This is a genomic window from Paratractidigestivibacter sp. (genome assembly GCF_052362415.1).
GTDB lineage: Bacteria > Actinomycetota > Coriobacteriia > Coriobacteriales > Atopobiaceae > Paratractidigestivibacter.
Window position 1 is genome coordinate 1 of record NZ_DAWEMK010000024.1, and the last position, 14,413, is coordinate 14,413.

The window sequence follows — 14,413 nt, forward strand, 5'->3', positions numbered from 1 at the left end:
CTTCACGCCATACAAGGGTCTCGCTCGCTCACGCGATATTGCTCGTGGCACTGGCCCTTGTTTGCGTGCTCGCCCCTTCCGTCGCACAGGCGGCCGAATCCGGCGCCGGAGCCGACACCGGAACCGGAGCCGTTCCGAAGACCGTCCGCGTCGGCTACTACGAGCGCACCGACTTCCAGGAGGGCGCAGCGGCCGGCTAGCCGAAGACCGGCTTCGGCTACGAGTACCTCCAGCGCGTCGCGTCCTACGCCAACTGGCGCTACGAATACGTCTACGGCGACTGGACGGACCTCTATGCCCAGTTGCAGGACGGCAGAATCGATGTCCTAGCGGGCGTAGCTGCCACGGACGAGCACAAGTAGCAGGCGCTCTTCCCGCAGCTCAGCATGCTCGACGAGACCTACTACATCTATACCGGCTACACGAACGACAGAATCGACGACACCCCAGCGTCCCTCGCCGGAAAGAAGCTCGGTGTCGTCGACCCCTCGAACTCCAAGGCGACCCTCGACGCCTGGATCGCCGAGCAGGGCCTGGACACCCAGGCCATCGGCTACCCGACCTTCGACGACATGTACGCCGCCTACACGACCGGGCGCATCGACGCGCTCGTGAGCTCGGAAAACATCGCCGAGGGCGTCGCCAGCATCTATCCCGCCCAGATCGTGGGCCGGCGCCCCTACTACCTTGCCGTCGCCAAGGGCCGCGACGATCTCCTTGCCAACGTGAACAGCGCGCAGGAGATCATGAACAACCAGGGCAAGGTGTTCCTCGACAGCCTTCGGAGCCGCTACTCCGCGAACAGCGCCGTGAACGACTTCATGAGCGCCGACGAGCACGAGTGGACGCAGATGCACTCCTCGATAACCGTCGGATACCTCGACGATTACCTGCCGTATTGCAGCAAGGACGCGAACGGCGAGCCGACGGGCCTCATGACGGACGTGCTCACAGCGGCGATCCAGGGACTGCCCGGCAACTGGAGCCCGAAGGTCGAGTACCGCTGCTTCGACGACCAGGCGGAGCTCTTTGCCGCGCTCGCCGACGGCCAGTCCTACGACGGCAGCATCGAGACCGTCGCGGTAAACAGGCACAACCTCCTGCAGCGGGCCTACACAGAGGAGGTCTTCCCGGACGCGCGCGTCCTCGAGTACGAGAGCATCGACGAGTGCATCGGCGCAGTCGAGAAGGGCGAGGCGCAGGGAACCATCGTCAACGGCCTGCGCGCAGGCGCTCTCCTCGAGTCGCGCGTCGGGCTCTACCGCGTGCAGCTGCCCCTCACCGACGACCGCTGCTTCGGCGTCGCACCGGGCAACGGCATGCTGCTGCGGCTGCTCAACCGCGGGCTCGGCATCATCGGGGAGGACTACGGCACGAACGCGTCGTACAACTACACCAAGGGCCTCTTCACGTACACGATGCTCGATTTCCTGCGCGACCACTGGGTGTTCCTCGCGATTCTTGCCCTCGGCATCCTACTGGCGATAATCGCCTCCGTTGCCGCGCACTTCCGCCGCCTGCGCCGCGCGAACGAACGGGAGGCCGAGCAGAACCGCCTGCTGGCGGACGCGCTCTCGCAGGCCGAGCGGGCCGGCCACCTGAAGGACGAGCTGCTCACCAACCTCTCGCACGACATCCGCACGCCGCTGAACGGCATCCTCGGCGCACTCGAGGTCAGCCGCCGAAGCGACGACGCCGAGCTCATCGAGCGCAACACGCTCAAGGCGAGAGACGCCGCCCGGGACCTGCTCGGGATGGTCGACGACCTGCTCGAGATGAGCGCGCTCAGGAGCGGCGACGTCGAGCTCCGCAGGGAGCCTTTCTGCCCTGCGCAGATCTTCCGCTCGGCCGAGGAGAACGCCTCCGGGCGGGCGCAGGCCGCGCGGCTGAACCTGAACGCGAGCCTAGCGCCCGAGCTCGAGAAAACCTATCTGGACAGCCCATCGTTCATGCGGCAGATCGTCGTGAACGTGCTGGACAACGCTGTGCGCTACAACGTGGCCGGCGGGGGCGTGCAGCTGACGGCCGGGTATCGCGAGGAGGCCGCGGAGGCCGGAGTCGCGGGCACGCCCTTCTTGACGCTCGCCGTGGCGGACACCGGCCGGGGCATGGACCCCGAGCAGCTGGCGAGGCTCTTTGAGCCCTTTGCGCAGGAAGAAAACGACGTCCGCTCCGTCTACCCCGGCTCCGGCCTGGGGATGTCCATCACGAAAGCGCTGGTGGACCTCATGGGCGGAAGCATCGGCGTCACGAGCGAGCCCGGCCACGGCACCGTGGTCGAGGCGGCGATTCCCCTGACGCCTGCTGGGGACGAGAAAGGCAAGGCGGGAAGCGACGCGCCCAGGATCAGGGCCGCCGGCACCGGAGCAACCTCCCCCGTCGCAGCCGGCGCGCCCGCCGAGGCCCCTCTTTCCCACGGAAATGACGAAAAGGGACAGTCCCTTCTCATCATTTTTCTCATGATGACGAAAAGGGACTGTCCCTTTTCGTCATGCGGCGAGGTTGGCGGCCTTGTGGTCCTTCGCGTGGTCCATCCAGTGACCAAAGCGATAGTAGAAGATGAACGCGATGCCCGTGGTGACCCACGTGATGGGATAGCTGAGCATGGCCATGTGGAGCGTGTGGTCGAGCGGCACCACGGCGAGCTGCCAGACGATGCGCAGCAGGCAGGAGCCCGTGAGCACGATGAGCATGGGCCGCAGGCTCTCGCCGGCGCCGCGGATGGTGCCGCCGATGTTGTCGTAGAGCGAGTAGACCACGTAGAAGGGGCCCACGTACCACATGACCTGAGCCGTGAGCTCGGCGATCTGCGCATCATCGATGAAGAAGCCAGCCAGGGCGCGCACGTTGGCGAGAAGCACCACAGACAGCGATCCCACCACCAGGGCCGTGAGGCACAGGGCCGCCCTGAGGCCGCGGCGCATGCGCTCGTAGTTTCTCGCGCCAAAGTTCTGCGCGCTGAAGGTGGTGACGGCGACGCCGAGCGCCTCGGAGACCATCCAGATGATGGCGTCGATGCGCCCGCACAGGCCGAACGCCGTGACAACGGTGGAGCCGAACGAGTTGATGGTCGACTGCGTGATGATGTTGGAGACGGAGTAGCACGACGCCTGGAGCCCCAGGGGCAGGCCCGTGCGAATCATCACGCGACAGATGCCCGGGTCGATGCCGAGCCTGCGCACGTCGAGCCTCCACGGCCCGTCGACGTGCGTGAGGCGCACGAGCGTGACGACGCAGCCCCACACGAGCGAGAGCGCCGTGGCAAGGCCAGCGCCAAGCGCCTCCATGTGGAGACCGGCAACGAACACGAGGTCGAGCACGATGTTGACGACGCAGGTGGACGCCACGATGATGGAGGGCGAGCGGGTATCGCCCACCGAACGCTGCACGGCCGAGCCGGTGTTGTAGACAATCGAGAACACCATGGCGCCAAAGTAGAGGCGCACGAAGTCCAGTGACTCGCCCATGAGGTCTGTCGGCGTGCCCATGAGCGTGAGGATGGGGCCCGCGAGCAGGCTCCCCAACACGGAGACGGCAAGGCCGCCCACAAGCGCGATGGTCATCGCCGTGTGGACCGAGGCGCGCAGGCGCTCGTCGTCACGCGCGCCAAAGTACTGGCTGCACACCACGGCAAAGCCCGTACCCATGCCAACCGAGAAGCCCACGGCTAGGTCCACGAGCGGTGCGGTAGCCTGGATTCCACCGAGCGCCGCCTTCCCCGCGAACTGACCCACCACAAAGGTGTTTACCAGCGAGTACGCCTCCTGGAAGAAGGACGAGAAGAACACGGGCACGCACAGCAGCAGAAGCTGCCTGTCTATTCTCCCCTCGGTGACATCCAGAGAACCAGACCAGCGGCGTCTCGCCATGAAGCCCCCATCCATAATGTCTGAGAACGGCAGTAGGCGCCGCGCGATACCGCCGCCTCCCAAGCAGCAGCGCGGTGGGCGTCAAGCGTTTGGCGGGCCCGCGCGCGGCGCGGGCATTGGCCCCAACAAGGCCTGCGGCCAGGGTTCCAAGCGCGGCTAGCTGGAACAATACCCCGTAGGTTATTGTCCCAGCTATGCATTAATATTATATGTCTTGGATCAACGCAGGAAAGACGTCGAACCTTCCTTTGAACCGTTCCCAGCCCCTACCGCTACCTACAAGCAGCACAACGAAATGGGGGTGGTAGTCCCCACGGACAACCACCCCCATATACAAGTAGTTAAGTCTCATTCTCACCCGAACGCACGTTAATCTTCAGCGCTCGCCTTACGCCCGAATACACAGCATGTCTCACAACGAAGTAGAGAGGGACGAGTAAGAGAAGTCCAGGCAGCATGTTTATAAATAAATACTGTGCGACTGAGATTGCCTCATACATGGTGCCCCCATTGAATTCGAAAGGACCGATTACCCGACTGGGCCGCCCTTGATATAGCCGCTGCCATCAGACCAGAACTCCGCATAGAAGTGACAGGCAGCGCTAAGGATGTTCCGTGGCCAGTAGATTGAACATGAATACGTAACACAAAGCGTTTTTCCGCTATCAGTAATCGTCCACGTCGGCGTACACCACTGCACCGTCTGACCGGTACTCACTTGAATATTTGCGCTATAGCATTTGTCGATGTTTCCGTTACTGTAAGCGGTTCAACGGTAGAACTCAGCTCAGACGCCAAACTCAAATCCGGCTTCATCAATAGTGAAAGCACGCCGCCTCCGGCAGCGCCAACAAAAAGCTCGCCTGGAAATACAATGCGTTCGGTCCGAATACATGACATCCTCCTCACGCAAACATATCATCGGCAAATAGCGAGCTTTCTCCTTTCCTGACGTCATGAATTGGGACTCGTCATAAATTTAAGGGATAGATATCCAATTCCTCTCTTAATCAGAGCAGCATCCGATAAATGGTTAAATTTAGGGGATAAGTGGCAGCGGCTCTTCCAATTATCAGAAAAGCCGCCGAGGAGCATTCGTCCTCGGCGGCAAAATGGCGCAGATATGTGCGAAATCCTCTTACAGCTCCACGAGCTCGCCGGTCTCGGCGGCGCGCTTCACGGCGTTGAGGGCGCGCAGCGTCTTGACGTTGTCGGCAGGCGTCACGACCGGGGCCTCCTCGCCACGGACGACGCGCACGAAGTGCTTGAGCTGCATCTTGTGCGGAAGTGCCGGGTCAACGGCGGGCACGTCCATCTTCAGCGGCTTGTGCCAGCTGGAGGCGCCGTCGTAGCTCATGACCTGCAGGCGCGGCAGCGACAGAGCGCCCTTCGTGCCGCCGATGAAGTAGGCGTCGGCGTCGAACGGACGATACTGCGGGTCCTCGCGGGCGCAGGCCTCCCAGTTCCAGGGGCTCGCCGTGGCGTCGGAGATCGTCATCGAGGCAAGCGAGCCGTCGGCAAAGCGCACGTTCACGACGGCGGAGTCCTCCGTCTCGAAGCCGCGCGCGGCGCTCGACTGCATGCCCTGGATGGCAACGGGCTCGCCAAGCAGGTAGCGCAGCAGGTCAACGTCGTGCACGAGGTTCACGAGAATGGGGCCCGCGCCCTTCTTGCGGCGCCACTCAACGTCGAAGTACTCGTCGTTCTTGTAGATCATGTAGTGGAAGCTCGAGACGGTCAGACGGCCCAGCTCGCCGGACTCGATGATCTCCTCGGCCTTCTTCACGAACGGGTTGTGGCGGCGGTGCTGGCCCACGAGCACGGGCACGCCGGCGGCCTCGGCCTCGGCGGCGAACTTCTCGGCATCCTCGAGGTCGTCGGAGATGGGCTTCTCCACGAGCGGCACGATGTTGCGGGCGATGGCCTCGCGGGCAACGCCCAGGTGCAGGCCGTTGGGCGTGGCGATGATGACGGCCTCGGGCTTGACCTCGTCCATCATCTGCGCGGCGTCGGTGAAGAACGGCACGCCGGCGGCGTCTGCCGTGGCACGGGCGCCCTCGAACGCGTCGGCGATGGCGACGAGCTCGGCCTCGGGCTCCTCGGTGACGAAGCGGATGTGGTTGCGGCCCATGGCGCCAGCGCCGATGACCGCGATGCGAACGGGAGCCTTCTCGTTCATGTTGGTTCCTCTCTGAGACATGGGGGCGGGCTCGGCCGCCCCACCTTCGTATGCGAACGGCACGCCAAGGCCGCCGCCCGCCTGCTGGTTGATGGCCGGCCGAGGGGCTATCGGCCGGCCGAGAAGGGTAAGGGGCCCGCGCCCGGGGAGTGTGAGCGGGGCCACCCGGAGGGTGCTACTTGGCGGCCTTCCTGCCGTCGGCGACCATCATGTAGACGGTAAGCGCAACGGCGATGGCGGCAATCACGATGGCGCCATAGAAGGATGATCCCGTAGTTGACGCCCAGGTTGGACGTGCCGAACGCGCCGCCCGTGAGCGGCGGGTAGATGACGAGCAGCGCGCCAAAGCTGAAGCCGAGAAGCGCCAGCGCCACGAAGAACATCGGCTGCGAGAAGCTCATGGACATGATCACGAGTGCGATGATGGTCACGACGAGGCTCACGAGCAACGACTTGTACGTGCCAAGCTTGTCGATGATCTGACCAAACGACAGGCGACCGACGAGGTTCGCGCACGTGTTGACCGTCACGACCACGCCGCCGAGAGCCACGGCCGCGGAGCTCGCGGGATCATCGAACAACTGGACGGCGGCGATGGAGGCAACCTTGCCCACGAGCAGCGTGCCGGCGGTGGCGGCAAAGGCAAACGTCACGATGAGAACCCAGAAGCGCGGGGTGCGAACCATCTCGGCGGGCGTGAGGTCACCGAACGTGCCCGCGTGGGCACCGGCGGCGGGGGCCACGTAGCCCTGCGGAAGCCAGCCGGCCTCGGGGGCCTTGAGGAACAGCGCGGAGGCGAGGATCGTCACGAAGAAGATGACGCCAAGGGCCTTGAGCGCGCCGAAGATGCCGAGACTCGGGATGAGCAGCGACGCGAGCACGGGAGAGAGCACGGCGGGGCCGGCCGTGGAGGCGGCCAGGGTGATGCCGGAGGCAAGACCCTTCTTGTCGATGAACCACTTCTGGCCCGTCGTGAGCGCCGGGTTATAGCCCAGACCGTTGCCGATGGCGGCAATCACGGAGAAGTACAGGTAGAACTGCCAGGGCTCGGTCACGGTGCCGGACAGGAACCAACCGGCGCCATAGCACACGGCCGCGGCGATGACGACGTTGCGCGGGCCGATCTTGTCGGAGATGCGGCCGGCAAAGATGCCCGTGACGGCCATGATCGTCTGGAAGACGGGAAACGCCCAGGTGAGCGCACCGGACCAGTCGGGATAGACGGCGAGCAGGTTCTTGCTCACCACGGAGTACAGGGCGATGGAGCTGATGAAGAACATCGTGACGCAGGCGGCCGTGAGAACGACGCCGCGTCCCTTGTTGGAATTCTCGGAAGCCATTGGTCTCTTTCCAGTCGTTGACAAGCAGCAAAGGAGACAAGGGGAGACAAGGGGACTGTCCCTTTGTCTCCTACTGGTCGGTCGGGGTCTTGACGCCGGCCTCGTCGGTCCACAGGGAGACGCCCTTGTTCTTGAGGTAGTTCTCCGCGTAGGCACGACGGCCGCCGGGCTTGGCGGTGAGGTCGCCCATCATGTTGGAGAAGCCTCCGTCGACCATGATCTCGGCGCCGGTGGTGAAGTCGGAACGCGTGGACGCCAGGAACATGACGGCGTTGGCTATGTCGGTGACCTCGCCGATGCGACGCGTGGCGATAAGGCGGCTGCGGCTGCGCTCGACCTCGGGGTCGGAGTAGAAGTTGGCGCTCATCGGGGTCTTGACGAAGCAGGGGCACACGCAGTTGGAGCGCACGCCGTAGGGGCCCCACTCGGCGGCCATCATCTTGGACATCATGTTGACGCCGGCCTTCGTGGAGCTGTAGACGCCGGAGAAGGTCTCGGGCTGGTAGGAGGCAGCGGTCGAGATGTGCACGAGGCGACCGGCCCCCTGCCTGATCATCTCGCGGCCGAAGCGCTGCGACGCGATGAAGGTGCCGGTGAGGTTGACCTTGATGACGGCCTCCCAGTCGGACAGCGGCAGGTCCTCCATGGGCGAGAAGCGCAGGATGCCCGCAGTGTTGACGAGCGCGTCGACGCGGCCGAAGTCGCGGATGGTCGCGTCGACGGCCGCCTGGACCTCCTCCTCGTTGGTGGCGTCCATGCGGTAGCCCTCGGCGTGGATGCCAAACTCGTCGGACAGTCCTGCGGCCGCGGTCCTGACCTTCTCCTCATCGAGGTCCAGCAGGACGACGTTCGCGCCGTTACGGGCGAACTCACGGCAGATCTCGACGCCCATGCCGCCAAGGGCACCGGTCACGGCGCAGACCTCCCCCTCAAGATTGAGCCAGTTATTCATTTCCATCCCTCCGATTGGCTCCAATATGCGAGTCGAAGGCTAATGCAGCGCCAGCCGCCTGAGAATTACCGATGTTTTGGTATGGTATGAACCACTGGTTAACACTAGACAGGGGGCGAGATGTACGACAGACGTCTCGACGCGATCGTGGCCGCGGCGGAGCTCGGGAGCTTCTCGAAGGCGGCTGAGCGGCTGAGCATCTCGACCCCCGCCCTGGTGAAGCAGGTCACGACCTTCGAGCGCGAGTTCGGCGTCGTCGCGTTCGAGCGCACCCACACCGGCGTCCGACCCACCGCCGCCGGGGCCTCGCTCGTCGAGGACGCCCGCAAGATCATGGGCGAGGTTGCGGCCGCGCTCTGGCGCGCCCGCAACCTGGGTGGCACCGCGTCGGTCCGCCTGGGGGTCTCGCTCATGGCGCCTGGCAGAAACACTCAGGCGCTCTGGCCACAGGTCCACGAGCTCGTGCCCGACCTACAGCTGGAGATCGTGACCGTGGGCGACCTGTACGACCCCAAGACGACCGTCATGACGCGCCTGGGGGCCGAAGTCGACGTGATCCAGACGAGCTACTCCACCGTCCGCTGGGGTGGCATGTGCCGGCTGCTCCCCCTCTTCTCGACGCCCTTCTCGATAGACGTCCTTCGCACCAGCCCCCTCGCCGAGAGGCGCAGGCTGACCGTCGACGACCTTCGCGGCAGGCGCGTGCGCATGCTGCGCCATGCCAACGACGCCACCGACCACCTGCGGCGCGTTCTCAAGGCAACCGAGGGCATCGAGGTGATGGACGTCCAGAGCTTCGACTTCGCGCTGTTCAACGACGCGGCCGAGTCGGGCGACGTCGTGGTCACGAGCGGCGCCTGGTCGGGCGTACACCCTGGCTTCGTCGGCATCGAGCTCGACTGCGGCATCCGGGTCCCCTGCTTTCTGGCCTACCCGCGCGACCCGGCACCGCACGTTAGGCGCTTCGTGGACGCGTTGGCCCAAGTGATCGAGCCCTAGGGCGAGAAGGGCCTCGGCCGGCAGTTCGAGCCCCGTTTGTGTCGGGCCTTTTTCCAAAGCCCTATCTGCCCCGACGAATTCCTCGCACGTGGTATTGTTAGCTCGAACTAACTTCACCAAGGCTAACTTTGCCCTCCAAACAGACCGCTTCCGTTAGCCTTCGCGCGACGATTGGAGCGTCCCATGAAGGGCAACACCCCTTACCTGGTGGTAGACGGACTCAAGAAACACTACGGCGCTGGGGAGGCCCGCGTCCAGGTACTCGACGGCATCACCTGCACCGTGAACCGCGGCGAGGTCTGCGTCATGCTCGGCCCCTCCGGCTCGGGCAAGTCGACCTTCCTGAACCTCATCGGCGGCCTCGAGGGCGCAGACGGCGGCAGCATCGCCGTCGACGGCTGCGACCTCACGACCCTCTCGGCCAGAGACCTCGGCGAGTACCGCCGTCGCGAGCTTGGCTTCGTCTTCCAGTTCTATAACCTCGTGCCAGACCTCACCATCCAGGAGAACATCGAGGTCACCGCGCACCTCTCCAAGAACCCGCTGCCCATGGAGGACCTCCTGCGCTCGCTCGGCCTCTGGGAGCACCGCGACAAGTTCCCCCGCCAGGTCTCCGGCGGCCAGCAGCAGCGCTGCGCCATCGGCCGTGCGCTCGTCAAGAACCCGGGGCTCATCCTGTGCGACGAGCCCACGGGCGCGCTCGACTACAAGACCTCCAAGGAGGTCCTCGAGCTCATGGAGCGCGTGAACCGCGAGTTCGGCTGCACCCTCGTGATCGTGACGCACAACGCCGCCATCGCCAAGATGGCAGACCGCGTGCTGCGCCTTCGCGACGGGCGCCTGGCGTCCGACGAGCTCAACGCCTCCCCCGTGACCGCCTCCGAGCTCGATTGGTAGGCGCGCGATGACTCCCCTGGCAAGGCGACTCCCCCGAGAGCTCAAGCACAACCTTGGCAAGTACCTCGGCATATTCCTGCTCATGTGCGGCTCGATTGCCCTCACGTCGGGCTTTCTTCTCGCCGCACACTCCATCGGCTGCCTCATCGACGGCATGCGCGACGAGTACGCAATCGAGGACGGCCGCGTGACGACCTCCTTCGAGGCGACCGATGCCCAGGCCAAGGCAGCCGAGGACGCCGCGGTGGGCGTAGGAGGCGTCACGCTCTACAAGAACTTCTCGATAGACGCCACCATCAAGAAGCCTGCGGGCGACGACGGCACCAGGCGCACGCTGCGCACCTACGCCCACCGCACCGAGGTTGACCTCGCGTCCTACTGCGAGGGTACGGAACCTCAGGCAGACGACGAGGTCGCCATCGACCGCGTCTTCGCCACGAACAACGACCTCGCCGTGGGCGATACGGTCGAGCTCGAAGGGCGCGCCTACACCATCTGCGGCATCATGACCCAGCCCGACAGCCAGGCGCTCTTCCTCGACAACTCGGACTTCACGGTGAACACCATCACCTTCGGCGTGGCAGAGGTCACGGACGCCGGCTTCGCCGCGCTCGAGGACGCCGGCGGCGCGCCCACCTTCACCTACTCGTTTGTCTTCAATAATCGCGGCCTCTCCGTCGCAGACCGAACCGATGCCGAGAAGGACATGGTCGATGCCCTCATGGACGCCGACGCGCGCGTGGACGACCTCATCGACGCGGATTCCAACCAGGGCATCGGCTACGCGCGCGACGACGTGGACGGCGACTCCGTGATGTGGACGACGCTGCTCGACATCATCATCGTAATCATGGCCTTCGTCTTCGTCGTGCTCACCGACTCCACCATCGAGGAGGAGAGCGCCATCATCGGAACGCTGCTCGCGAGCGGCTATCGCAAGCGCGAGATTGTCCTCCACTACCTCACGCTTCCCGCCATTGTTGGCATCCTCGCCGCGCTTCTGGGTACCGCGCTCGGCGTGAGCGTCTTCACCGAGCCCATGCGCAGTCTCTACTACGGCTCCTACAGCCTGCCGCCCTTCCACGTATTTTGGAGCTGGGAGATCTTCGTCAAGTGCGCTGTGGTACCTGCCGCCGCGCTCATCCTCATCACGCTCGCGGGACTTCTCCGCAAGATGGGCAAGACGCCCCTGCAGTTCCTGCGCCATGAGGCCGGCGGCAAGGCCGGCACCAAGCGCGGCCTGCGCCTCCCGAAGCGCATGGGCTTCGTCTCGCGCTTCCGCGTGCGCGTCTTCCTGCGCAACCTCGGTAACTTCGCCACGCTCTTCGTGGGCATCGCGTTCGCCTCGCTGCTTCTGCTCTTTGGCCTGGCGATCCTTCCCACGATGACGCACTACGCAGACAACCTCGAGACGAGCCTCGTGGCAGCGCACCAGTACACGCTCAAGGCCCCACTCGAGCTCGAGGGCACGGCCGAGGAGCGCGAGCAGTGGGCCGCCCTCGACCGCCTGCAATCCGTCGACGGCGCGCTGCTCACCGCCGCCGAGGATGCCCAAGATGAGCTCGACGACGCGGCAGACGCGGCCCAGGCGGCGGCCGACGCCGTCGAGGCCTCGCCCAGCGTCGAGGGCATGCAGGCAGCCAGCGACGCGCTCGAGGAGGCGCGGGACAAGAAGGACGCCCTCTACGCGCGCCTCGACGACATCGCGGACGCCCTCGGCTGCGACCGCGATGAGGTGATCGACCTTATCGACGATGCTTCCGACATCGACGCGGACAACGACGATATCCACCCCGTCAACACCATGGACAACGGTGCCGAGAAGATCGCCCAAGCCGAGAAGTACGCCGTCTACCAGCTGCAATATGACCGCGGCGAGGGCAACGGAGTGGAGACCGTAACCATCTACGGCGTCTCCCCGGACTCTCGCTACTGGAAGGGCCTGGACGTTGGCGACGGGCGCGTCGTCTTTGGCCGCGGCCTTCTCGACAAGTTCGGCTGGAGGCAGGGACAAAAGGTCAGCTTCCATGACAAGTACGAGGACAAGGACTATTCCTTCGAGTATGCGGGCGACGATTCTGCCTGGGGCTCCAAGTCGGACATGAACGTCTACATGAGCGTCGACGACTTCAACGAGCTCTTCGGCAACGATCCCTCGTACTTTAACGGTTACGTAAGCGACGAGGAGCTCGACCTCGACTCGCGCTACTTCGCCGGCGACACCACGCCCGACGACATGCGCGCCGTGGGCGACCAGTTCATCGGCATGATGAGCGACTTGATCGGGATGATGGTCGGCCTCTCCGTCTTCATCTTCCTCCTCTTCATGTACCTGCTGACCAAGGCCGTGATCGATCGAAGCGCGCGCTCCATCAGCTACATGAAGGTATTTGGCTACCGCGATGGAGAGATCTCCCACCTGTACATCCGCTCGATCACGCTGTGCGTGGTGGCGGCGCTGCTGCTGTCTCAGCCCGTGATCATCGGCTCGCTCACCGCGATCTTCCGCTCGATGCTGCTCTCCTACAACGGCAACATCGAGATCTACGTGCCATGGTGGTCCATCGCGGCGTGCGTGGGGATCGGGTTCGCGACGTACCTCGTCGTGGCGCTCCTGCACACGCACTCCATCAGGCGCGTCAGCCTCTCCGAGGCACTAAAGGTCCAGGAATAGGAGGAGGCTATGACCAAGTCAGCAGAGGAACTCAAGCAACTCTCCATCAAGGAGTTCACTGAGGCAGCAAAGGTCTACGAATCCGGCCATGCCGGCATTTACGAGATGTGCAAGGACGACTATCCGCAGATGCTCGAGGAGCTTGAGCTCGAGCCGTTCGAGGACGCGCTCGACGTGGGCTGCGGAACCGGAGCCGTCCTAGAACTGCTCCACGCCCGGTATCCCAACAAGCACCTAACTGGACTCGACCTCACACCCGGGATGATCGACGTCGCCCGGGCAAAGCAGCTCGATAACGTCAGCTTTGTCGTCGGAGACGCGGAGGCGCTGCCCTTCGAGCCCCGGAGCTTCGACGCCGTGCTCTGCTCCAACAGCTTCCACCACTACCCGCATCCGGAGAGGTTCTTCGCCGAGGTGGCACGCATCCTTCGGCCCGGCGGGCGACTGGTCCTGCGCGACTACACCTCGAACGACGTCGCGGTCTGGCTCATGAACAACATTGAGCTACCGCTGGCCCGCCTCTTGGGCCATGGCGACGTGCGCATCCTCAAGCTGTCCGAGCTACGCGCGCTCGTCGAGGAATCCGGGCTCACCCTGCTCAAGCTCGAGGCGCAGAAGGGCTTCCGCGCACACCTGGTGGCACGAAAGGAATAGCGAACCAAACCATAGTGCGCCGCCAAACCAGAGCGCGCCGCCACAAACGTGACGGCGCGCTCTTTTTACCAGATGCCGATGACGTGTTGCATGCCTAGGCTCACGCAGGCGATGGCGACCCAACAGCAGGCCCCCAGCGCGATGGGCTTGCCGCCCGTTCGCACGAGCTTGACGATGTCGGTGTTGAGGCCGATGGCGCTCATGGCCATCACGATGAGGAACTTCGAGAGTGTCTTCAGCGGCGCGGTGACGACGGCCGGCAGGGCGAACACGGTGGTCGCGAGGCTCGCGAACACAAAGAGCCCCACGAACGTCGGGAAGGCGCGGCGCAGGCTGAAGGTGCTCTTGCCCTCCCCTCCCGCGCGGCGGTCGACGCGCATCTGCCACACGGCGAGCGCGAGCGTGATCGGGATGATGGCGAGGGTCCTCGTAAGCTTGACGATGGTGGCGGCATCAAGCGTGTTGGCGCCCGGGTGCATGCCGTCCCACGCGGCCGCGGCAGCCGTCACCGAGGAGGTGTCGTTGACGGCGGTACCCGCAAAGAGGCCAAAGCCCTCGTTGGTGAGGCCCAGCATGCCGCCGAGGGTGGGAAAGACGAGCGCGGCGAACACGTTGAAGAGGAAGATCACCGAGATGGCCTGGGCAACGTCCTCGTCGTCCGCGCGAATCACAGGCGCCGTTGCCGCGATGGCGGAGCCGCCGCAGATGGAGGAACCCACGCCGATGAGCGTGGCGATCTTTCCGGGCACATGCATGGCGCGACACATCACGAAAGAGACAACGAGGGACGTGGAGATGGTGGAGACGATCACCGGCAGGCTCGTGGCCCCCACCTTCGCAACCTGCGCG

At 64.6% G+C, this 14,413-nt stretch carries 10 protein-coding genes and 2 pseudogenes; 7 read left to right on the forward strand and 5 right to left on the reverse strand.

All coding sequences use genetic code 11. The annotated features are described in order from the left end of the window. The 3 genes and pseudogenes from ACT84W_RS03915 to ACT84W_RS03925 form a co-directional block, all read left to right on the forward strand. Positions 1 to 200 (forward strand): hypothetical protein (locus ACT84W_RS03915; RefSeq protein WP_444328271.1); only part of this gene is annotated, 200 nt, incomplete at its 5' end. 18 nt (positions 201 to 218) lie between these two features. Further along, positions 219 to 362, forward strand: a pseudogene (locus ACT84W_RS03920) (transporter substrate-binding domain-containing protein); the annotation flags it as partial. Between the two features lie 24 nt (positions 363 to 386). After that, positions 387 to 2,288 (forward strand): annotated as a pseudogene (locus ACT84W_RS03925) (ATP-binding protein); the annotation flags it as partial. 201 nt (positions 2,289 to 2,489) lie between these two features. On the opposite strand, the gene ACT84W_RS03930 reads toward ACT84W_RS03925, so the two are convergent. The 4 genes from ACT84W_RS03930 to ACT84W_RS03945 form a co-directional block, all read right to left on the reverse strand. After that, entirely contained in the window at positions 2,490 to 3,884 is a 1,395-nt protein-coding gene (locus ACT84W_RS03930; RefSeq protein WP_444328284.1) for an MATE family efflux transporter, read from the reverse strand. 1,123 nt (positions 3,885 to 5,007) lie between these two features. Further along, positions 5,008 to 6,048 carry a Gfo/Idh/MocA family protein gene (locus tag ACT84W_RS03935; RefSeq protein ID WP_444328272.1) on the reverse strand — a complete coding sequence of 347 codons (1,041 nt, stop codon included), beginning with the start codon at positions 6,046 to 6,048 and terminating at the stop codon, positions 5,008 to 5,010. A gap of 107 nt (positions 6,049 to 6,155) precedes the next feature. After that, positions 6,156 to 7,388 carry an MFS transporter gene (locus ACT84W_RS03940; RefSeq protein WP_444328273.1) on the reverse strand — a complete coding sequence of 411 codons (1,233 nt, stop codon included), beginning with the start codon at positions 7,386 to 7,388 and terminating at the stop codon, positions 6,156 to 6,158. 70 nt (positions 7,389 to 7,458) lie between these two features. Next, complete coding sequence (locus tag ACT84W_RS03945; protein ID WP_444328274.1) at positions 7,459 to 8,340, reverse strand: SDR family NAD(P)-dependent oxidoreductase; 882 nt, start codon at positions 8,338 to 8,340, stop codon at positions 7,459 to 7,461. A gap of 120 nt (positions 8,341 to 8,460) precedes the next feature. Here ACT84W_RS03945 and ACT84W_RS03950 point away from each other — a divergent pair, with 120 nt between their 5' ends. The 4 genes from ACT84W_RS03950 (at position 8,461) to ACT84W_RS03965 (ending at position 13,564) form a co-directional block, all read left to right on the forward strand. Continuing rightward, a complete protein-coding gene (locus tag ACT84W_RS03950) occupies positions 8,461 to 9,339 on the forward strand; it encodes a LysR family transcriptional regulator (RefSeq protein ID WP_444328275.1) in 879 nt (292 codons plus the stop codon). A gap of 183 nt (positions 9,340 to 9,522) precedes the next feature. Beyond that, positions 9,523 to 10,236, forward strand: coding sequence for an ABC transporter ATP-binding protein (locus ACT84W_RS03955; protein WP_126422375.1), 714 nt, complete (start codon positions 9,523 to 9,525; stop codon positions 10,234 to 10,236). Positions 10,237 to 10,243: 7 nt separating this feature from the next. After that, positions 10,244 to 12,910: an ABC transporter permease gene (locus tag ACT84W_RS03960; RefSeq protein WP_444328276.1), complete on the forward strand. Its 2,667-nt coding sequence runs from the start codon at positions 10,244 to 10,246 to the stop codon at positions 12,908 to 12,910. A gap of 9 nt (positions 12,911 to 12,919) precedes the next feature. Continuing rightward, positions 12,920 to 13,564: a class I SAM-dependent methyltransferase gene (locus ACT84W_RS03965; protein ID WP_432291122.1), complete on the forward strand. Its 645-nt coding sequence runs from the start codon at positions 12,920 to 12,922 to the stop codon at positions 13,562 to 13,564. A 65-nt stretch (positions 13,565 to 13,629) separates the two neighbouring features. On the opposite strand, the gene ACT84W_RS03970 is transcribed toward ACT84W_RS03965, so the two are convergent. Beyond that, positions 13,630 to 14,413: YeiH family protein (locus ACT84W_RS03970; protein ID WP_444328277.1), on the reverse strand; the 784-nt coding region annotated here is incomplete at its 5' end.